Raw genomic sequence first — 22,549 nt, 5'->3', positions numbered from 1 at the left:
TTTTATTTACGGTTATAATCAAACCATGCGGTTAAAGCAGCTTACAAATAATATCGCCCATTTCATTAGTAGATACTGGCTGCTCTTTTTGGGCTAGATCAATAGTACGATAGCCTTGCTCTAATGCTTTATTTACGGCTGTTTCGATAGCTGATGCAATATCATCTCTTTTTAAGCTATAACGTACTAGCAATGCTAAAGATAGAATTTGTGCTGCTGGATTAGCAATGTTTTTACCTGCAATATCTGGCGCACTTCCGCCCGCGGGTTCGTATAATCCAAAACCTTGCTCGTTAAGGCTGGCAGAAGGTAACATACCCATAGAGCCAGTTATCATGGCGCATTCATCAGACAAGATATCACCAAATAAATTTGAACATAAAATTACGTCAAACTGTGAAGGATCTTTAACTAATTGCATGGTGGCATTATCAATATACATATGCTCAAGTGCGACATCTGGATAGTGTTTAGCAACTTCATTCACTACTTCGCGCCATAAAATTGAGGTTTGTAGTACATTAGCTTTATCAATTGATGTCACTTTTTTACGACGTAAACGTGCGGCTTCAAAGCCCATTTTAGCGATACGTTCGATTTCAAAACGGTGATACACCTCTGTATCAAAAGCCTTTTCTTGAGCACCACTTCCTTCTCGTCCTTTTGGCAAACCAAAATAGATACCGCCAGTTAATTCGCGCATACATAAAATATCAAAACCACGCTGGGCAATATCGGCACGTAATGGGCAAAGATCTTCTAATCCTTGATATAAGCGAGCAGGGCGCATATTAGCAAATAATTTGAAATGTTTGCGTAGTGGCAATAACGCACCGCGTTCAGGCTGTTGGTCGGGTGGTAAGTTAGTCCATTTTGGTCCGCCGACTGAGCCAAATAAAATAGCATCGGCTTTTTCACAGCCTTCAAGAGTGTCATTAGGTAATGGGCAGCCATGAATATCAATTGCTGCACCACCGACATCGTATTCACTAGTAGTGATAGAAAGTTGATATTTTTGACGGATAACGTCTAGTACTTTATAGGCCTGTTTCATCACTTCTGGGCCAATGCCATCGCCGGGCAGAATTGCAATATGGTAGTTTTGTGACATTTTTTATTCCTTTACAATCTCATATAATTTTCTTATTTTGCTGTTAAACGAGCAAAACAAATTATTTGTTAATCTTGGTGTAATTTTTGTTTTTCTTGGGCAACTTGATTTGCTCTATACACATTATTTAATACATTAATTAAAGCCAAAGCGGATGAGTGAACAATATCAGTTGCAAGTCCAACACCATGGAATTTACGCCCCTTATATTCGGCAACAATATCCACTTGCCCTAACGCATTTTCGCCTTGCCCTTTAGAGGCTAATTGGTATTTAACAATCGAGATAGGTTCGCCAGTAATCCGATTTATGGCTTGGTAAACCGCATCGACAGGACCATTACCTGTTGCTGCATCGGAATACTTTTTATCGCCAATTAATAAACAGACTGAAGCAGTTGAAACCACTGTTGAACCTGACTGAACATTAAAGTAATCCAAAACATAATGTTCTTTTTCATCTTTCAATTGATTGATGAAGATTAATGCTTCTAAATCATAATCAAACACTTGACCTTTTTTATCAGCCAGTTCTAAAAACGCTTCATAGACTTGATCTAAGTTATAATCTTTATCGTGATACCCCAGTTCTTCTAAACGATGTTTAACCGCGGCGCGCCCAGAGCGAGAGGTTAAGTTTAATTGAATTTGATTTAAACCGATTGATTCTGGGGTCATAATCTCGTAAGTTTCACGATTTTTTAAAACCCCATCTTGATGAATCCCGGACGAGTGAGCAAAAGCATTACTACCAATAATTGCTTTATTGCCCGGAATTGGCATGTTACTAATTTGACTGACAATCTGACTTGTGCGATAAATTTCTTGATGATTGATATTAGTATGCACATTTAAAATATTTTGACGAACTTTGATTGCCATAATCACTTCTTCAAGTGCGGTATTACCCGCACGTTCGCCTAAACCATTCATCGCCCCTTCAATTTGGCGAGCACCTTCTTGAACCGCGCTAATCGAGTTAGCCACCGACATGCCCAAGTCATCATGGCAATGCACAGAGATAATCGCTTGATCAATGTTCGGGACACGTTCAAATAAGGTACGAATAATGCCACCAAATTGATAAGGGACAGTATAACCGACAGTATCCGGGATATTGATCGTTCTTGCCCCGGCTTTAATTGCTGCTTCAACGATACGACATAAGTTATCAATTGGGGTACGGCCTGCATCTTCACAAGAAAACTCCACATCATTAGTATAATTACGTGCACGCTTAATACAGTGCACAGCCCTTTCAATGACATCATCAAATGTCATTTTTAATTTATCTTTAACATGTAAGGTTGATGTTGCCATAAAAGTATGAATTCGGAATTGATCGGCAACTTTTAATGCCTCGGCAGCAACATCAATATCTTTATCAACACAACGAGATAAGGCACAAACTCGACTATCTTTAATAGTTTTTGCTATGGTTTGTACTGACTCAAAATCACCAGGTGATGAAATAGGAAAGCCAACTTCCATCACATCGACTCGCATTCGCTCTAATGCAAGCGCTATTTGTAACTTTTCTTTAACACTCAAACTTGCTTGTAATGCTTGTTCGCCATCACGTAACGTTGTATCAAATATAATGACTTGATCGTTCATCGTTTTTTCCTTTTTATTAGGCGCTATCACGGGCTCTATTTTGCAAAAACAAAAAAACCCGCACTTTAGCGCGGGTTTTTGTTAATTTGTAGAGTTATTCAATAAACTATCTTTTTACTCCACACAAAAACTATCCGCGCAAAAAGATGCGAGGAGGAAGCTAAGGTTGAGTGATAAATAGTTAACAAACATAAAATCTCAAATTTGATTGTAATATAGACTAAATTAGTAGTATTTTTATCAAATGATATGGCTGATGTCAATCATTTTTTCGAACTTAATATTCTATTTTTTAAATAAAATAACAAATACACAATCTATCAAGTCTTGCTTTGCTATTTAACCCATCTATTAAAATGATAAGTTGAGATATAACTTAACTTTATTATAATAATTGAAAGCATAACTCATGAGGGCACAACAATGAATATAGTTGATATTTCTCAAAAACGCTATACCACTAAACATTATGATGAAACCAAAAAAATTCCCGCCGATCAGATTGAACAATTATTAACAGTTTTAAGAAACAGTCCATCATCTGTCAATTCACAACCATGGCACTTTTATGTTATTGATAATGATGCGTCCAAAAATAAAATTTTACCCGCTATACTTGAATTTAATCAACCAAGAGTGGCTGGCGCTTCGCACACTATTGTTTTTTGTATTAAAACGCCAATAGATGAAGCCCATTTAGTCAATCTGCTTAATCAAGAAGATAAAGACGGTCGATATCCTTCAGCCGATCTTAAACAAGCGCAAGATCAAGGTCGTCGGCACTTTGTAAACCTCAATAGTGCAACCATTGAAGCGCAACAATGTTGGGAAAGTAAACAAGCTTATCTCGCATTAGGGCAACTGCTTTTTGCAGCAGCGGCAATTGGTGTTGATTCAACGGCTATTGAAGGATACGACGCCAAAAAAATGGATGAAATCTTAGATCTTAAAAGCAAAGGTCTTAAAAGTATTGTTGTTGCCACATTAGGCTATCGAGCTGAAAATGACGGCAATGCACACCGACCAAAATCACGCTTACCGAAAGAGCAAATTTTTACGTTTTTATAAAATAACTTGAAATATCCCCCTATTAATTGTGATAAATATGGGGGATATTTTTATAGTTTATTTCTATTTAACCAACACCAACTATTTATATTAAACAAAGATAATTGTTATGAAATGGTTAAATTTTATCGAATAGTAGTTTACTATTCTGCTCGCGCTATCGTTTATACTTAAATCATCATTATAAATAATGATAGACCAATGACATCATTCACTGTGGGAAACGCTGGGTTGTTTATACTTCATGATTAAAATAATTTTCTAAAAACTTATAAGACGTTTTACCCGAAATCGCTTTATGTGGTTTAACCGTTTTATAAAAATAAATAAATCCCTTAAACTTTTGTTTTCTCTTTTTTGAATCGTTAAATATTTGCTGTTTATGCTACATCTCAATTAAAGTACTTATCTCTCTTTCTGCTTTACCATTGGTTTTTGGGCAGGCAGGTTTCGTGAATTTATGATTGATACGATGATTATGATGGAAAATCATCCATGACCCAGATATGCCCGTTACTTGGCGCTAGTGCATCGGGTTATTATGCGGGGTTAAAAAACAAACAAATCAGCCAAACTCAGCGAGTATATCAAAAAGCAGTACTAGCAGCATAAGGCACGTTTTGGGGTGCATCGAGTCTATTTCATGATGCTAGAGATGCAGGATATCAAGTTTCAGAAAGGACGATGATCCTAATCATATTTTATTCATGATTGTTACTGCAAAACGAGGAAGCTGGCTAATAAAGCACTATTTGAATATATTGAAATCTATTATAATCGAATACACCGTCATTCATCCAACAGCTGGGTATCATCAGAACAATATGAACAACAATATTACTAAAACGACAAAATGATAGAGGTGGGCACTGTCTCATATTTTGGCGAGGATCAGAAATTGAAATCAGTTGACTTAACAATTTCCGAGAAAAATCATCTACCACATTCAATAATCTAAATCGACGATGGTTAGCGAGTTGATCGAAAGCGAAATCCATAGATCATCGTTTATTTTTGGGAATAGGTCAGTGATGATTTAAATGATCATTATTTATAGCACTTTGATATATAAGCCATTATCCAAATTCTAACAAATAACCCTAGACCCAATCTTCAGAATCGCTACAATATACGCCATTAGTCATATAGCAAATACTTTTTGCTATTTTTAATCAATTAAACGGATGATGTTTTATGGCGCAATATGTTTATACCATGAACCGCGTTGGGAAGATTGTTCCCCCTAAACGCTATATTTTAAAAGATATCTCTTTAAGCTTTTTCCCTGGTGCAAAAATTGGTGTGCTGGGTTTAAATGGTGCGGGTAAATCTACTTTACTGCGCATTATGGCGGGGGTGGATACCGAAATTGAAGGTGAAGCACGACCACAGCCTGACATTAAAATTGGTTATTTACCACAAGAGCCGAAATTAGATCCTAAACAAACCGTGCGCGAGGCTGTAGAACAAGCAGTTGGTGATGCTAAACAAGCACTGGCTCGATTAGATGAAGTGTATGCTGCTTATGCCGATCCTGATGCCGATTTTGACAAATTGGCTAAAGAACAAGCTGAACTAGAAGCCATTATTCAAGCGCAAGATGCGCATAATTTAGATAACCAATTAGAACGGGCAGCCGATGCGTTGCGGTTACCCGATTGGGATGCGAAAATTGAAAATTTATCGGGTGGTGAGCGCCGACGTGTGGCTATTTGTCAGTTATTGCTGGAAAAACCTGATATGTTATTAATTGATGAGCCAACCAACCACTTAGATGCGGAATCGGTTGCATGGTTAGAACGATTTTTACATGACTACGAAGGCACGGTTGTTGCGGTAACTCACGATCGCTACTTTTTAGATAACGTAGCTGGTTGGATTTTAGAACTTGACCGTGGTGAGGGCATTCCATGGGAAGGTAACTACTCATCTTGGCTTGAACAGAAAGATCAGCGTTTAGCGCAAGAAGCCTCGACCGAATCGGCACGTCGTAAATCGATTGAAAAAGAACTTGAGTGGGTACGGCAAAATCCAAAAGGGCGCCAAGCAAAAAGCAAAGCCCGTTTAGCCCGTTTTGAAGAACTCAACAGCAACGATTACCAAAAACGTAACGAAACTAACGAACTATTTATTCCACCTGGGCAACGTTTGGGGGATAAAGTGATTGAGGTGAATAACCTCACTAAATCGTATGGCGATCGTGTGTTGATTGATAATCTGTCTTTTAGCATTCCTAAAGGGGCAATTGTTGGCATTATTGGTCCAAATGGGGCAGGTAAATCAACGCTATTTAGGATGCTATCAGGCAAAGAACAACCTGATTCAGGTACCATTACTTTAGGTGAAACTGTGCAGCTAGCCTCGGTTGATCAGTTCCGCGATAACATGGATGATAAAAAAACTGTTTGGGATGAGATCTCAAATGGTCAAGATATTATGCGTATTGGTAATTTTGAAATTCCAAGCCGTGCTTATGTTGGTCGTTTTAACTTTAAAGGTGTTGATCAGCAAAAACGAGTGGGTGAACTTTCAGGCGGTGAACGTGGACGCGTGCATTTAGCTAAATTATTGCAAGTGGGCGGTAATGTTCTGTTACTTGACGAACCGACCAATGACTTAGATGTCGAAACGCTACGTGCGCTGGAAAATGCATTATTAGAGTTTCCGGGCTGTGCCTTAGTGATTTCGCATGACCGTTGGTTTTTAGATCGCATTGCGACCCATATTTTGGATTACCAAGACGAAGGTCATGTTGAATTCTTTGAGGGTAACTTTACCGAGTACGAAGAGTGGAAAAAACGCACACTGGGTGCTGAGGCATTAGAGCCAAAACGCGCTAAATATAAACGAATCACTAAATAGCCTTAACTTGCATTCCATTCCGCTGAAATAATGTCAGCGGAATGGTTTTATCTTCTTAATATCTATCTTAAAATATTTTTTACACAGCGATGACTTAAACTAACGCCTTAGAAACTTTAATAATGTTGGCAAAGGTATCGGTTAATAAACGCGGTATGGCGTTTATTCCACGTGATTTTGCATCATCACAAATGGCAATCGCAAGATCAGGTTTTGAACTTTTATGAATCGCTTTTTGAATAATTTGATGTACAGGCAGATCAATATGCTGTGTGGTATTATAAGCAGCGAGTTTATAAACGTGGCTAAATCCATGTTTAAATAAAAAGTTTTCAATATCTCGGGCAGGTAAAACGGTTAAGTAATCATTGGGGTTTTTATCGTCACCACATAGCGACTTTATGGTATCGGCATATTTTTTACCAGCCATATCTCCATCAGTTATCACATACCAATTGATGCCCATTTTATTGGCATATTTTATGAGTGGTTTTAAGCCGCACTGAGCAAACTCAATGAGCTGAACTCCTTCTGAACTCAAATGGTAACCACTTTGTTCTGCAAGCTCACGCAATAACCACACTTCGGTTTCGCCCTCGACTAATAACCAACATCGTGCAAATAAGGCGTTTGAGCGCCGGTAAAGAATATGAAAGGCAATACGACGGCTATCGCTAATACTTAATGAATGGGGAGCAATGTATTTGGAAACTATTTTATCAGGCAGACGAATTAACCGATAAAGGCTTTCTAATGGAAATAACGAAACTAAATCGCTCGAGTTTGAGGTAATAATTTTTTGCGTAGGAAAATGTTTTAACAACCGAAAACCCACCGACAAAATAATAGGATGCAGTTGGCTTTCAGGCTCTTCTAAAATCAAAATGGGCACAGAACTTTGCAAAAGTGAATTATTCCCTTTGGCATTGATGATAGAACCTAAAATACCCAATAATGCAGTGCGTAAAAAGTCGTTATCAAGCCCATCCAACACATTATTAATACGCTCAAGCGAATCCCAATCTTCACTACGTGGCGTCCCTTGTTTGGCTACTTGCTTATAATGGTAACGATGCTCTTGATCAGCAAAATAATATTCTAACAACGCTTTGGCGGCTTGCAAACCGCGGTGTAGATGATCTTGCGTTAATTGTGCTGAGTGAGCCTTTAACTGTTCAGAAAGTTGCAAAGTATAGTATTCCGATAACGGCTGATTGGTAATGGGCAGATTTTGAGGACTAATCGAATGCTTAAGTGCCATAACAGGATTGAGATCAATTAAATTGGCGATTAATGGCTCGTGATTCTCAAATGCAAAAGGTTTACCTTGTAAATCCACCAACATGTGCTGAGTAATAATTTTATCAACTTGCTTATTAGCCGTAATTAGGTAAGTAATTCGAAATAGTTTATCTTGATCTGAATGATAGGCAACGGGTAATAATGACTTATAGTCTAGATTATTAAGTTCATTGAGATAGGATTCACAATACGTTATTTGGATATTAATTTTATTACCATAGATTTCATTTCGGTCATGGTAAAAATCGGAATCGACAAATTGATAAAACTTATTATCAAGCGATAATAGTTGTAGCGCACTAATTAAACTCGAGCGCCCCCAACGATTTTCCCCCATGAGTACACTAGAGCCCGCATTTAATTTTAAAGATAGCTGACTGATCCCCTTAAATCCTGAAATATCAATTTGTTCAATAAACATAATGTATCCTTATTGCTAAAGGTGATACTTTTCGGTGCGTTTACGAATTCGTTCTGCTTTTTTGTGCGTACTATTAATTAATTTCGATTCATCATGCAAAATGGATTTCAGAGGCTTATTAAAATAGATTTTTAAAAACAGCCAAATATCACGATCAGTTAAGCCAATTTTAGTAGATGAAAAATAAAGCCCAATTAAATCTTTATCTCGCCAGCGAGTAGGCACTTTATTGCGAGTCTGTGCTCGGTGTAAATCGATAACCGATAATTTGATTTGCTGCTGATTTTCAAATAACGGTAAATCCAGCAAAAAATGACACAAATAACAGTCACGATGATTAACACCGGCTGCATGCATTTTTGCTACCATGTTAGCTAAATAAACAATTAAAGAACGCTTTAAGTGATAGCTTGGCGGCTTAGTTAGCCACGAGTTTGTAAAATCTTCTAAACTGATTGTCGGATTAAGATCTTGAGTGATAATAAATGAATGACGAGTCAGCGGATTTAATCCTTTGCGTCCAAAAGCACGCCCATCCATGGTATTTATGCCAGCTTGCGCTAGGCGATGAATAGCCTCCCATTCTTGCTTAGCATCTAAAACGGGTAAACGTAACGAAATTAGATTTTTCACAATTTCTTTAACCGTTGTGCCACGATGAATTTTAATAAAGTAAGATTGTCCAGCAAGCTCAAAATTTAACGTTTTGCGTTGTTTAACAGCACGATAGACTTTACCCGATATTAACTCAACCTCAGCAAATGGATCTTTACCACACCACAACTTCTCAAAAGGTGATTTTAACTTAATTTCATTCATGATTATCACAACCTAAAATAATATCTGCGGCACGCTGCGCTAAATGATATAAATCCGCCGTTTTGCCATAATCTATCGCATTGTTATGCCATGTTAGTAATTGATCGTGATTGGTTAGGGCATTTTGCAAAGTTTGATTGAGATCTGCTTGTACAAAAGGTTCGGCAAGTATCTGTCCAGCATTTGCATCATGTATATGATAAGCATACCCTGAAATGCCCGATACAATAACCGGCACACCAGCGGCCAATCCTTCAATTAAAACCATACCTGCAGCTTCTTGCCTTGCTGGATGTAACAGTAAATTGGCTGCAAATAAAATATCGGCAATGTCATTGCGTCCTGCAAAAAATCGGACTTGCTGCTCAATACCCAATTGTTTAGCCAGTTTTTGATAAGCATCGGGTTTATCTTGCCCAACCACTAAAAAAGTGACTTTTTGCTTTAATTCGTCAGGTAAAGCTGCAATGGCGATTAACGAACGATCCACCCCTTTACGTTTAAAATCTGAGCCAATTTGCACAATCACAAAATTATGTTCATCAATTTGATTGGCTTGCCTAAATTGCTTACCTTTAGCGAGCGATTCTGGAAAATATTGACGATCTTTCGCAATACCGGGTGGCAATAAGTAGAATCGTGATTGCTCAGTATCATAATACTGCACAAAATCACTGATTTGTTGTTTAGTTAAAACCATCACTTTGGTTTGACTATGTCGATTAAAAACCGCATCTTCAAAGGCTAAATAGTGTTTACAGCGTTTTGATATCTTATACCAAAAGCCCTTGTGTGACACTTTTTCAGCATAACAAGTATCACCCGCAAAATAGACATCAAGACCGGGCATTTTATTAAACCCAACCACACAATCAACAGGATTTGCTTGTAAATGCGCCTTGACCCACTGGGAATAAGATTGATTACGGCTATGATTAGATAAGCCTTTTTTAGGAACCAAAATAATATCAAACCCAGCAGGCTTATCGCCTTGCCACGCCATCACATAAATCCGCACACGATGACCACGAGCTTGACAAGCCTTAGCAATTTGCAAAAAATCGCGTTGCAAACCACCAAAAGGGAAATATTTATAGATACAAAATGCCAGTTGCATGCAGGTTGCCTCAATATTGAAAGGGGTATTATATACTTGTTGATAAGCAAGGTGCAAAAATAGCTGGTTTTGTGAGGATTCACTTAAAAATCAGTCAGGTAGGATATTGATTTTATTGATATTTTATTTATTGTTTTTTGTTAAATTTAAGCATTTACATAAGTTCAACAAAAAGAAAATATTTCACAAACCTTAATAAGCAAAGGTAAGTAAGTCTTTACCATTAATTAAAATCGATACTTTGTTAGCCAAAAAACATTCAGGTAGTATATTGATTTTATTTAATTTTTTGTTTGTTGTTTTTTATTAAAATCAATCAATCACATAAATTTAACAAAAAGAAGATGTTCCATAAATCTTATTGATCAAAAATAAGTAAACCTTTACTCTTAATTAAAAGGGTTGTTTCATAGCACAAAAATAGTGAGTTAGGAAATTGATTTTATTATTTAATGAGTAAATAATCCCATACATCGCCGCTTGAAGTAAGCCCTCTAACTCCGTAAAATAAACAAAATTTTATTTTTGGTCTATTATGCAACTTCATCTTGTTGTCAATACTTTTGGCTCCGATCTTCAGCGTCGATATGGCGAAAAGATCTATAAACTGACCTTACATGGGGGATTTAGCTGCCCTAACCGCGATGGCACTATCGGCTTGGGGGGGTGTACTTTTTGTAATGTTGCCTCGATTATTGATGAGTCGATTCAAGTTAAATCAATTGCCGATCAACTTGTATCGCAAGCTCATCAAATGAAAAAATCTAAACGCTATCTTGCATACTTTCAAGCCTACACCAGTACTTATGCTGAAGTTGCAATCCTAAAAAATATGTATGAACAGGCACTAAATAGTGCTGATATTGTTGGGCTTTGTGTGGGTACTCGCCCTGATTGCGTACCGAATGAAGCACTTGATTTACTGGCAGGTTATCAATCTCAAGGTTTTGAAGTATGGTTAGAACTGGGCTTACAAACCGCTCACGATAAAACCTTGCATGATATAAATCGTGGACATACTTTTAACGATTATCATCAAACCGTACAAAAAGCTCGTAATCTTGGTATTAAAGTGTGCACTCACTTAATTATTGGCTTACCCAAAGAAACCAAACAAGATAATTTAATCACGCTTGAACGTGTATTAAATAGTGGTGTTGATGGCTTAAAATTGCACCCTTTGCATATTGTTGATGGCAGTATTATGGCAAAAGCATGGCGAGCTGGACGTCTTGGCGTTTTATCATTAGATCAATATGTCGATATTGCTGGCGATATCATCAGGCAAACGCCCGCCAATATTTTATATCATCGCATTTCAGCTAACGCTAGAAAGCCAACCTTGCTAGCGCCAGATTGGTGCGAAAACCACTGGCAATCAATGAACGCAGTCGATCATAATTTGCGCCAATTTGGCGCCCAAGGTAGCGCGATTGGCGATCGTTATTGTTTTAAGTTGTAGTAGCTTTTTTGAACGGTACTACAAAGCAGGTAAAATAATCATAACATCATAATTTAAATTAAATTAAAAGGATTTTAGGTCGATTATGAAACTTGTTTCATTTATCTATTTGTTTTTTTACTATGTTTGATTAATTTATTTTCAACCTCTCATTACGAATAGATGTTAGAATCAGGCGATATCGACTACCTGTGTCAACTTCCTTCGGGTGGACGATATACTGCCGAACCTATAGTCTTTTTAATTCCCAGTATTTGTCTGTTATTATTAATAAAAAATAAAAAAATAAGATATGCATACCTCTTGATAGCAATCGTGTATCTTTTATGGTCTTTTTGGGACGTTATAATTGGTGTTAACAGCTTAAAACATCCTAAAACTACTTCACCTAAATCCACAATAAACTTAAAAACATTATAAACAATTTGTTTTATTAAAAATATTTGTATTAAAACTTTAATAAAATCAATTCTATATCTGAGTGTTTTTTGACTTTTTAATGCAGTATTCAAAGTTTTCATCAAAAGCCTAATCAAAGCTACCTTCGGCTTCATATTATTGATAATGCTCACCTTCTTAAGGCCATTTTTACTCGTCCATTTAATATAAATATTTTTTATAACTCCAAAAAAAGATTGAAATCACACGCTGATTAAGTAAGGATTATTGACTGTGATGTTTTTTATACCACATTGTGTATACACACATTGTGCAACCATGCCTTTAAGGCGGATGCAATGAACTATAAGGAGTCAACATGTTTAGTAAAGATATGACTATTGCCGAGTATGATAAGGAATTGTGGGATGCCATTAAAGGCGAAGAGCAGCGTCAAGAAGATCATCTTGAGCTGATCGCATCAGAAAATTATACCAGTCCACGTGTAATGCAGGCGCAAGGCTCACAACTCACCAATAAATATGCCGAAGGTTATCCAGGCAAACGGTATTATGGTGGTTGTGAATATGTTGATGTTGTTGAAAAATTAGCAATTGAACGTGCTAAGGCTTTATTTGGCGCCGATTATGCTAATGTGCAACCACATTCAGGTTCGCAGGCTAATTTTGCGGTTTATATGGCGCTATTAAAAACAGGCGATACGGTTTTGGGTATGAATTTGTCTGAAGGAGGTCATTTAACTCATGGTTCGCCGGTTAGCTTTTCAGGCAAGCTTTATAATGTGGTTGCTTATGGGGTTGATGATTTTGGACGTATTGATTATGACAAGTTGGCTACAATAGCTCAAGAATCTAAGCCAAAAATGATTATTGGTGGGTTTTCGGCCTATTCTGGCGTGGTTGATTGGAAGCGTATGCGCGAAATTGCTGATAGTGTGGGGGCTTACTTATTTGTGGATATGGCGCATGTAGCAGGTTTGGTTGCTGCAGGTGTTTATCCAAATCCAGTGCCTTATGCACACGTTGTGACTACAACAACTCATAAAACCTTAGGAGGACCACGTGGGGGATTGATTTTAGCTAAAGATGGCAGTGAAGAATTATATAAAAAGTTAAATTCGGCTGTTTTTCCAGGATCCCAAGGTGGACCTTTAATGCATGTGATTGCGGCTAAAGCGGTGGCATTAAAAGAAGCAATGGAACCAGCTTATAAAGAATATCAACAGCAAGTGGTTAAAAATGCCAAAACGATGGTTGAAGTGATTGTACAACGTGGTTATAAAGTCGTTTCGGGCAAAACACATAACCACCTATTTTTAATTGATTTAGTTGATAAAAATATTACAGGTAAAGAAGCCGATGCCGCTTTGGGGAGTGCCAATATTACTGTCAATAAAAATAGTGTGCCTAAAGATCCACAAAGCCCATTTGTGACATCTGGCGTGCGTATTGGTACGCCGGCTATTACTCGTCGAGGCTTTAAAGAAGCTGAGTCCCGTGATTTGGCAAATTGGATTTGTGATGTTTTAGATAATATTGATGATGAACAAGCCATTCAAGCGGTAAAAGACAAAGTTTTAGCTATTTGTCGCCGCTTACCCGTTTATCAACATTAACTACTAGCTAATTTCGCCGATGATTGTCGGCGAAATTTTATAGTGTCGGCTTATTTTATAAAACGATTTTTATTCGTTAATATTTGTATGGGTATTATTTTGGGTTTGTTCTTGCTTTTGTGGTTCGATATAGCGATCAAAACAACCTTCATGCCATAACCAGCCTATTGTTGCTCCAACACCCAGTAAAATAGCTAACCAAAATATGGCGATCAGTTTTTTGTGACGTTGTTTCATTGGATCATGCAAATTACGTTTTGCGTTTGTTGGTAGTTCAGCTTTGCTGGTCAGTAAGCCACCTAGCATTAAGTTGATTTTAACTTGCCCGTTAATTGCCCAACCTGATGCTTCAAGCAGTGGACCAAGGGTTCTTCGGCGTAATTTTAACCATGCTAAAATCACAGAAGGTCCAGAAATAATCAGGAATAATCCAACAAAAAACAAAGGGAATTGCCACCAAGTGAGCGAAAAAATTGCTTGGAAAATTGAAGCTAATGCCGTGCCGATTGCACCAACGGCCAAACCGATTGCCGCAAAAATTCCGACGCTTTTGCCAATATCAAATTTATTGGCTGGGTTTTGTAGTGCCTGTTCACTCGATTTTTCAACATCGGCATCTTTGCTGCTTGCCCATTTGTTAATTTGTTCGGTAATACAGCGCCCAATCCGCTGATAAGGTGCTAAAATCGCTTGCTGAATGCTAATTGGCTTAGTGATGATTTTTACAACATTAGCATCCCAATCGTTCCCGTCATTGTCGATAAACACACCATTGCGACCTTCAATTAATAAATCACCTTGTCCGGCTGTCATTGCTGCAGCAATCAGCAATTTTTGTCCATGTCGTGTACATTCACAATAAAGTAAACAAAGTTCGGAATAATCTGCCATGGTTGCGTGTTTGGCAATATTGTCGACTGCAACGCAAAGGGTTGCACAGCGGCCATCTATATAAAGATTACCCAGTTGAAATGCAGATCGAGTTTTTGGCGAGAAGAAGTCCGCAAAAGAAACAAAGTTAACTAGTAAGCGGTAAAGATGTTTGTGAAACAGGACTAATTTTTCTAACACTAGCACGTCAGACGCGGATATTGGCGTTTTATTATCTTGTTCAACCATTTGCTTAAATTCGTTCAGTAAATCATCGTTAGCTAGATCCGTAATGACGCTATTTGGCATATCTTCTATACTAGTCGAAGGTTCAATTTCAACGGTTAATTGTACCATTTCTGGCTTAGCGCTAATAAGTGTGGAGTAAGCTTGCAAACTTTGTTGAATATTTTGCCATTCTTGCTGTGTTAGTTGATCGGGATTGGATAAAGATGATTCCACTAAAGTTTTCAATCGGCTGATTTTAGCTTTCCAAAGTGGATTAAGACCATTGACGAGATCAAGCGCATTGGTTGTGTCGATTTTTGATAGCGGTAATTCAGCTAAGGCTTCATCAGACAGTAATCCGTTTTGTGTTGGTACAATATATTTTTCGTCGACGTTGAGTGCAGTTTGCGCTTGTGGAGCGTATTGTGCTAGTTCGATGCGTAAAAAATAATCATCAATTTTGGGTTTTAATAACTGGATTAATTTCCAAATTTCGGCAGTATTTTCCCCAAATGGGGTTTGCGTATTACTTATTTTGGTTTGCCATTGTAACCACGTTTTTAGGTTGTCAACAAAGGTGGTGGCTATGTTTAAATCAATGCCATCTTGTCCACTCATATCTTTTTGCGCCCCTGTGGTTTTGATTGCCGTTTGAATAAACGTTTGCATGTCGGGCGATAATTCAGTTGATGCAGGAAAGATTAAATCACCATTGTAAAGTTTGTCAGCATTGATTTTTATACACTGCTGTATGTCATCTTGCGTTAAGTAATCCACGTTGCTTTTATTCAAGCTAGCTAAAATGCTATGTGCAGTGACAGAGAGTTTTTTTCCTTGTGGTGTCGATGTGTTGATTTCTGATAACGGTAGCGTTTCACTCGTTTTTAAAATGCTATCAAATGAGATGATTTTATCTTGAGTCCAACTAATGGCATCTAAAATATCAGGTATGCGAATACGTCCATCGTTGTCAGAATCAAGTAGGGCTAAGGTTCGCCTATCAAAATCTAATCCTGTTGTTGGGCAACTTAGAGCAACCCATAATTTAGGATCTAAATCCGGTAAATTGATAATGTCATTGGCACTTTTAAATACAACTTGATCAAGTCCACCGACACGTTGAAATGTCCACATATGGCTCATAATAATCTCCGCACAGAAATCTAATAATATCTTTGTAAATTAATATAACAGTATTTGTTTTTTTTTATAGAATAGAACGGTAATTTCTAATATTTGTAAGACCTATTGATGTATCTTTGGTTTTTGATTTAGTTGCCTTTGGTAACTTTATGATAGAATAATGTCTTATTACTTAATATCCAAATAAAAATCACCAATATGTCATTAATTAATCTTACCAATGCTTATCTTTCATTTAGTGATGCACCATTGCTCGATCATATTGATATGTCTATTGAGCCAAACGAGCGTGTTTGTCTTGTTGGTCGCAATGGTGCCGGCAAATCAACGTTACTTAAAGTGTTAAATAAAGAAGTACCATTAGATGAAGGGCAAATTATTTATGAAAATAATGTGATTGTTTCACGCTTACAGCAAGATCCCCCTCGCGATGTGCAAGGCAATGTGTTTGACTTTGTGGCAGAAGGATTACATGAGCAAGCACAGTTATTACGAGATTATTATGATTTAATCCATCGGGTTGAGCACGATCCTTGCGAAAGTAATTTGGCTAAATTAGCAAAAATGCAAGAGCAGTTAGATCATCAAAATGGCTGGCAATTAGATAGTCGTATTCGTAATGTTATTTCGTCGTTGTCGCTTGACGGTGATGCCTTGTTATCTTCGCTATCTGGTGGCTGGCTGCGTAAAGCTGCTTTAGCTAAAGCGTTGGTTTGTCAGCCATCGGTTTTATTGCTCGATGAACCAACAAACCATTTAGATATTCAAACCATAAAATGGTTGGAAGAGTTTTTGAAAAGCTTCAATGGCAGTATTGTGTTTATTTCTCATGATCGTTCGTTTATTCGCCAAATGGCAACGCGTATTATTGATTTAGATCGGGGTAAAATTGCCTCTTGGAGCGGTAATTACGATAATTATTTACTTGGTAAAGAAGAAGCACTGCGCGTTGAAGAATTGCAAAATGCTGAATTTGATAAAAAATTGGCTCAAGAAGAGGTCTGGATCCGCCAAGGTATTAAAGCACGCCGTACACGTAATGAAGGGCGAGTGCGAGCATTAAAAGCAATGCGCCAAGAGTATAGCGAGCGTCGCCAAGTGATGGGTAGTGCCAAAATGCAAATTGAAGAGGCATTACGTTCAGGAAAAATCGTTTTTGAGCTTGAAAATGTGTCCTATCAGATTGAAGATAAGCTGCTAGTTAATGATTTTACTGTGCAAGTATTGCGTGGTGATAAAATTGCCCTGATTGGTCCTAATGGTATTGGTAAAACGACTTTGTTAAAACTGATGTTAGGTAATTTAACACCAACCTCAGGTAGCGTGCATTGCGGTACCAAGCTTGAAGTGGCTTATTTTGATCAATATCGGTTAGAGCTCGATCCTGAAAAAACCGTGATGGATAATTTAGCCGAAGGTAAACAAGAGGTGATGGTGAATGGACGATCACGTCATGTGCTTGGTTATTTGCAAGATTTTTTATTTCCGCCAAAACGCGCCAGAACACCTGTTCGTGCATTATCAGGTGGGGAGCGTAACCGCTTATTGTTGGCTAAACTATTTTTAAAACCTAGCAATTTATTAATACTTGACGAACCGACTAATGATCTTGATATTGAAACGTTGGAATTGTTAGAAGAGTTGGTTAATGATTATCAGGGAACGGTCTTATTGGTTAGCCATGATAGACAATTTGTTGATAATGTCGTTACCCAATGTTGGTTTTTTGAGGATAAAGGGCATATTGGTATTTATGCAGGAGGTTATGCTGATGCATTGCAACAACAGCAACAGGCACAACCGGTTAAAGTAGCGGCAGTGAATAATGTTAAACAGCCCAAAAAAGCGTTAAGCACGTCGAATAATAAAAGCAATGAGATAACCAATAAAAAGAAGGTTAAGCTGAGTTATAATGAGCAACGAGAGTTAGCACAATTACCAAGCAAAATAGAACAATTAGAATTAGCAATTGCCGATTTACAAGCACAAATTAGCCAAAGTGATTTTTTTAATCAGCCACACGAAGTCACGAGTCCAATCTTACAAACTTTGACCGATAAAGAAGCCGAATTAGAATCTGCTTTCGAACGTTGGGAACAGTTAGAGTCTTTAAGTAAATCATAAGAAAGGCTGGGCTTTCAGCATTATTTATTCGGGTTATAAAATAAATAATGCTGTTTTTGGGCTTTTAGATTTTTATAAAATGGTTTTATTGTTCCACAACTTTCTAGAATAAAGACAGAAAAATAATAACGCAATGAGGACAAAAATCGCACCAACAAAACCAATATCACCAATTGAAAGTAGAATTAATACTTTACTGCCTATAAACGCCCCGCCTCCTATACCAATATTGTAAATACCTGAATAAACAGATGTGGCAATATCGGTTGCATCGGGCGCTGCATCGATAACTTTGCTTTGCATAACCATGCCAATAATGGTTATGGAAAGCCCCCAGATTAGACATTGAATGATTGCGGTATAAAGCGTGAATGAGCATACATAAAGCGATAATAAGCAAGTGATCAATGACAACATTGGGATCACTAAAATAGCGGTTGGATTTTTTTCGGCGTATCTTGCAAAAATAACGCTGCCAATCATGCCAGAAAAACCTATGACTAATAATAAAGTGACGATAACACTTTGATTAAATCCGCCAATATCTTTCATAAATGGCGTAATATAGGTATAAGCCGTGAAGTGGCCGGCAATAATAATGGCTATTAATAGATAAATGTTTAGCAGTATTGGGCGTTTTAATACATTCGGAATATTTTTGACAGAAATAATATTCATGCTTGGCACAGCAGGTAGCAAGTAAAGCAGTAATATCATCACGCAAAAAGCGATAAAGGCAATACATAAAAAAGTCACTCGCCAGCCGACAAGTTGCCCAATAATGGTACCAATTGGAATACCTAATATGGTTGCCATTGATACGCCAATAACAATAAAGCCCATGGCTTTAGCTTTTTTTCCATTAGGCGCTAACCGAACGGCAAGTGGTGTTGTAATTGCCCAAAATACTGCATGAGCACAAGCAATACCAATTCTTGCTATCATTAAGCTGCAAAAATTCCATGCAAATCCAGCTAAAATATGACTACCAATAAATAAGAAAAATAGGAAGATAAGCAGCTTTCTTCGTTCCATTTTTGACGTTAATACCGTCAATGGCAATGATAATAACGAAACAGCCCATGCATAAATGGTGAGTAATAATCCTGCATGAGCGACATCCATTGAAAAGCTTTCAGCAATATTGGGTAATAGCCCGACAGGTACAAATTCCGTTGTATTAAAAATAAATGCTGCAAATGCAAGGCAAAGAATTGATGACCAAATGCGAGATCGGGTAATACTATTGTTCATGATTAAGATTATGAGAGGAAGATTAGGTTGTTTTTGATTATAACTGAATATTTTTGTCTATTAAATAGCTACTGCGAATTAATCTAACAGTAAATCGCCACCACTATGGGTAATGGCTGGCGATATCTATTATTGCTGCAATTTATGCTAATGCTTTAGCAGCCGCTAGGGCTTTGTCATAATCAGGTTCAGATGACGTTTCTTTAACATATTCCACATAAACAACTTTGTCATTTTTATCAATAACAAATACGGCACGAGAAAGTAAACGTAATTCTTCAATAACAGTGCCATATTTTAAACCAAAATCAAGGTCTTTATGATCTGACGTCACTTTAACGGTATCAATGCCTTCGGCAGCACAATAGCGATTTAATGCAAAAGGTAAATCAACGCTAATTGAAAATATTACAGTATCGGTTAATTTTGCCGCTTCGACATTAAAACGGTGGACTTGAGCACTACATACCGAAGTATCAATAGATGGCACCGAATTAATAATTCTGATTTTACCTTTAAAATCGGATAATTTAATGGGCTTCATTGCTAAATCTTGCACGATAAAATCAGGTGCCATATCGCCAACGTTGATTTTGGAACCTAATAAAGTAATAGGGGCTCCGCGCATAGTAACTTCATTAACTCTTTTTTGCATAATTGCTTCCTTAGTTTTGTGACAAGTCACGTTGTTTCGGTGGAGTAAACTTATTGAGGTTTTACAGCTTTATTTACTATAAATCTAGCATGATTCGGCTGTCATACTCATATTATGCTAGATGTGATGATTTATCCAATGAATAACATTTTTAATTACTCAATTTTGTGAAAATGATAATTCAAAAAATTTCAATACAAATAAATGTGATAGTTATCACATATAAAAAAATCGTTTGTTTATTAATAAAAGAATTATATTTATGATTGACTAGCTATTAATTAGCTAATGTTGTTAAGTAACCACATTGATATACTTATAATAAAATATTTATTGGCAATATTATAAGGCAATTTATCTATTTTAAATAACTGAGTTGATTATCATGAGTTGTTGGATATCGAGAGTGATAATGCTTTTTAATAAGGAAACTTATATGCAAAAAATTTTCGTAAACAGTATTATTATGTGTTCTTTAATATGTACAAGTGTATATGCCAGTAATATTAAAGATGTGACATCTGATCCACAAGATTTTTACCTTAAAGAAGATCAAGCGCCTAATAGTTTGTTTTTATTACCTCCGCCTCCTTCTTTTAATAGTATTGATTTCCTTAGGGACAAAGCAATGTACGATTGGGGAAAGTCAGTTCGTAATTCTGAACGAGGGTATCAAGCTTATTTAGATGCTGATTCTAGTAAGGATAATGTTACTAAACAGTTCTCACTTTCGTTTGGTTTTGATATTTCTGCAATTAACACCCCCGAGATTTATAAACTTATTACAACCATGAAAGAAGATGCTGGTGACCTGGCGACGCGTTCCGCTAAAAATTATTATAAACGAATGAGACCATATGCCTTTTTTCACGAACCAACTTGTCGACCAGAAGATGAAAAAACATTATCAACCAATGGTTCTTATCCATCAGGTCATACCACAATGGGATTTGCTATTTCGCTAGTACTTGCTGAAATCAATCCTGAGAGACAAAATGAAATTCTTAAGCGTGGTTATGAAATAGGTGAAAGTCGGGTAATTTGTGGTTATCATTGGCAAAGTGATGTCGATGCAGCAAAAGTTATGGCCGCAGCTGTTGTGGCTCAACTACATACAAATTCGGAGTTTAGTCAACAACTAGCTAAAGCAAAGATAGAGTTTAGTCATTTAAAATAGTAGATACTAGGTGATCTCATTGATTATTATGTGTTGAAAAACGCCTGATTGTTTACATTTTATTATTAATAATTTTACAAATTCAATCTTAATATATTGGCTGATGATAGTTAGCAGCCAATATATCGATTTTTAATTTACATGGTTTTAAACGAGATATCAGGTAAAATTGTTTCGCCTTGCCAATAGAGTTCACTGGCAATACGCCCTGCAATTTGGCAATAAAGTTGGGTAAATTCGCTATCAGGGTGGCTAATAACGGTAGGTTGCCCGGTATCAAGGTCTTGGCGTAACATTTTATGAAGAGGGACTTGCCCAAGTAATTTTGTTTGATATTGCTCAGCTAAACGCTGTGCTCCCCCTTCGCCAAAAATAGCTTCGTGATGACCACAATTTTCACAAATATGATAGCTCATATTTTCAATAATACCTAGCGTTGGGATGTTGACTTTATTAAACATGGCCATGCCTTTTTTGGCATCCATTAATGCGATGTCTTGTGGTGTACTGACAATGATTGCTGCCGTTACAGGAATACTTTGCGCCAGGGTTAATTGAATGTCCCCTGTGCCTGGAGGCATATCAATAACAAGATAGTCGAGTTCAGGCCAAAGCGTGTCTTGCAAAATTTGCAATAGCGCTTTGCTTGCCATGGGCCCACGCCATACCATGGCTCCATCGGAGTCAACTAAATAGCCAATAGAATTACTTGCAAGCCCATATGCTAGGATGGGAGTCATATGCTTATTGTCTGGTGTCAGCGGGCGTTCTTTTTCTGTGCCTAGCATGGTGGGAATTGAAGGTCCATAAATATCCGCATCTAAAACCCCTACTTTTGCGCCTTGTTTTTGTAAAGCTAGTGCAAGATTGACGGCTGTTGATGATTTGCCCACGCCACCTTTGCCTGAACTTATGGCGATAATATTTTTTATATTGTTAATGGCATGTTGGTCATTAGCGCGTTTTAATGTGGCAATTTTATATTCAATGTGCCAGTCAACGTTGTTAATGCCGTTAAGCTTAAGTAATTTTGGGGTGGTTATTTTTTTTAACTCGTCAAAAGCGTTTTGCCAAGCAAAGGGCATGGTTAAATTAATGGATAAATGCTGATTAACTATTTCACATTTAGTTAGTGCACCAAGTTCAAGTAAATTTTTTTGTAAGGTTGCATGAGTAAAATTCTCAAGAATCTTTTTTACTTCAATGTTCATTGCTATTATCTCTTTATGCATTGATATTTATACTTGTTCATTTTTAATACTCTTCTTTAAAGAGGCGGAAAAATGATAATATTTTACATTCTTCA

16 protein-coding genes and 1 pseudogene are annotated in these 22,549 nt (G+C 37.1%); 7 read left to right on the top strand and 10 right to left on the bottom strand.

Annotated elements, in window-relative coordinates; translation table 11 throughout:
* Window positions 1-31: 31 nt before the first annotated feature.
* Complete coding sequence (gene leuB, locus A9G22_RS10445; RefSeq protein ID WP_065586931.1) at window positions 32-1,111, bottom strand: 3-isopropylmalate dehydrogenase; 1,080 nt, start codon at window positions 1,109-1,111, stop codon at window positions 32-34.
* 68 nt (window positions 1,112-1,179) lie between these two features.
* Entirely contained in the window at window positions 1,180-2,727 is a 1,548-nt protein-coding gene (gene leuA / locus A9G22_RS10440; protein WP_065586930.1) for a 2-isopropylmalate synthase, read from the bottom strand.
* Window positions 2,728-3,150: 423 nt separating this feature from the next.
* Between leuA and nfsB the strand changes: the two genes are divergently transcribed.
* On the top strand, window positions 3,151-3,795 hold the full coding sequence (gene nfsB / locus A9G22_RS10435) for an oxygen-insensitive NAD(P)H nitroreductase (protein WP_065586929.1): 645 nt from the start codon (window positions 3,151-3,153) through the stop codon (window positions 3,793-3,795).
* Between the two features lie 703 nt (window positions 3,796-4,498).
* The gene (locus tag A9G22_RS11195; RefSeq protein ID WP_082264541.1) at window positions 4,499-4,639 is read left to right on the top strand and encodes an IS3 family transposase; all 141 of its coding nucleotides are present in this window, start codon (window positions 4,499-4,501) and stop codon (window positions 4,637-4,639) included.
* A gap of 49 nt (window positions 4,640-4,688) precedes the next feature.
* On the opposite strand, the pseudogene A9G22_RS11275 reads toward A9G22_RS11195, so the two are convergent.
* Window positions 4,689-4,796: pseudogene (locus A9G22_RS11275) on the bottom strand (IS3 family transposase); the annotation flags it as partial.
* A 193-nt stretch (window positions 4,797-4,989) separates the two neighbouring features.
* On the opposite strand from A9G22_RS11275, the gene ettA reads away from it, so the two are divergent.
* Entirely contained in the window at window positions 4,990-6,657 is a 1,668-nt protein-coding gene (gene ettA, locus A9G22_RS10430; protein ID WP_065586928.1) for an energy-dependent translational throttle protein EttA, read from the top strand.
* A 94-nt stretch (window positions 6,658-6,751) separates the two neighbouring features.
* On the opposite strand, the gene A9G22_RS10425 is transcribed toward ettA, so the two are convergent.
* Genes A9G22_RS10425 through A9G22_RS10415 form a run of 3 tightly spaced genes read right to left on the bottom strand, consistent with a single transcriptional unit; the run spans window position 6,752 to window position 10,316 of the window.
* Window positions 6,752-8,380 carry a DUF2813 domain-containing protein gene (locus tag A9G22_RS10425; RefSeq protein WP_075508843.1) on the bottom strand — a complete coding sequence of 543 codons (1,629 nt, stop codon included), beginning with the start codon at window positions 8,378-8,380 and terminating at the stop codon, window positions 6,752-6,754.
* Window positions 8,381-8,395: 15 nt separating this feature from the next.
* Window positions 8,396-9,199 (bottom strand): lipopolysaccharide core heptose(I) kinase RfaP, encoded by an 804-nt coding sequence (gene rfaP / locus A9G22_RS10420; protein WP_075508842.1) that lies wholly within the window; start codon window positions 9,197-9,199, stop codon window positions 8,396-8,398.
* Window positions 9,192-10,316 (bottom strand): glycosyltransferase family 4 protein, encoded by a 1,125-nt coding sequence (locus tag A9G22_RS10415; RefSeq protein WP_075508841.1) that lies wholly within the window; start codon window positions 10,314-10,316, stop codon window positions 9,192-9,194. Before A9G22_RS10415 ends, rfaP begins: the two co-directional genes overlap by 8 nt.
* A 535-nt stretch (window positions 10,317-10,851) precedes the next feature.
* Here A9G22_RS10415 and A9G22_RS10410 point away from each other — a divergent pair.
* Together A9G22_RS10410 and glyA are read left to right on the top strand one after the other, a co-directional pair.
* Window positions 10,852-11,778 carry a TIGR01212 family radical SAM protein gene (locus A9G22_RS10410; protein WP_065586924.1) on the top strand — a complete coding sequence of 309 codons (927 nt, stop codon included), beginning with the start codon at window positions 10,852-10,854 and terminating at the stop codon, window positions 11,776-11,778.
* A 757-nt stretch (window positions 11,779-12,535) separates the two neighbouring features.
* A complete protein-coding gene (glyA, locus tag A9G22_RS10400) occupies window positions 12,536-13,792 on the top strand; it encodes a serine hydroxymethyltransferase (RefSeq protein WP_075508839.1) in 1,257 nt (418 codons plus the stop codon).
* Window positions 13,793-13,861: 69 nt separating this feature from the next.
* On the opposite strand, the gene A9G22_RS10395 is transcribed toward glyA, so the two are convergent.
* A complete protein-coding gene (locus tag A9G22_RS10395; RefSeq protein ID WP_075508838.1) occupies window positions 13,862-16,033 on the bottom strand; it encodes a MerC domain-containing protein in 2,172 nt (723 codons plus the stop codon).
* 198 nt (window positions 16,034-16,231) lie between these two features.
* Between A9G22_RS10395 and A9G22_RS10390 the strand changes: the two genes are divergently transcribed.
* The gene (locus A9G22_RS10390) at window positions 16,232-18,157 is read left to right on the top strand and encodes an ABC transporter ATP-binding protein (RefSeq protein WP_075508837.1); all 1,926 of its coding nucleotides are present in this window, start codon (window positions 16,232-16,234) and stop codon (window positions 18,155-18,157) included.
* Window positions 18,158-18,229: 72 nt separating this feature from the next.
* On the opposite strand, the gene A9G22_RS10385 is transcribed toward A9G22_RS10390, so the two are convergent.
* Together A9G22_RS10385 and tpx are read right to left on the bottom strand one after the other, a co-directional pair.
* On the bottom strand, window positions 18,230-19,411 hold the full coding sequence (locus A9G22_RS10385; RefSeq protein ID WP_065586919.1) for a sugar transporter: 1,182 nt from the start codon (window positions 19,409-19,411) through the stop codon (window positions 18,230-18,232).
* A 142-nt stretch (window positions 19,412-19,553) separates the two neighbouring features.
* Window positions 19,554-20,066, bottom strand: coding sequence for a thiol peroxidase (gene tpx, locus A9G22_RS10380; protein WP_075508836.1), 513 nt, complete (start codon window positions 20,064-20,066; stop codon window positions 19,554-19,556).
* Between the two features lie 436 nt (window positions 20,067-20,502).
* Between tpx and A9G22_RS10375 the strand changes: the two genes are divergently transcribed.
* The gene (locus A9G22_RS10375; protein ID WP_065586917.1) at window positions 20,503-21,243 is read left to right on the top strand and encodes an acid phosphatase; all 741 of its coding nucleotides are present in this window, start codon (window positions 20,503-20,505) and stop codon (window positions 21,241-21,243) included.
* A gap of 137 nt (window positions 21,244-21,380) precedes the next feature.
* Here the strand turns inward: A9G22_RS10375 and apbC are convergent, their stop codons facing one another.
* Window positions 21,381-22,454, bottom strand: a complete 1,074-nt coding sequence (apbC, locus tag A9G22_RS10370) for an iron-sulfur cluster carrier protein ApbC (protein ID WP_218058803.1) — start codon at window positions 22,452-22,454, stop codon at window positions 21,381-21,383.
* Between the last annotated feature and the right edge of the window lie 95 nt (window positions 22,455-22,549).

This window comes from Gilliamella sp. App2-1 (assembly GCF_001690255.1).
Taxonomy (GTDB): Bacteria; Pseudomonadota; Gammaproteobacteria; order Enterobacterales; family Orbaceae; genus Gilliamella; species Gilliamella apicola_G.
This window is presented reverse-complemented; position numbering and strand designations above follow the sequence as displayed.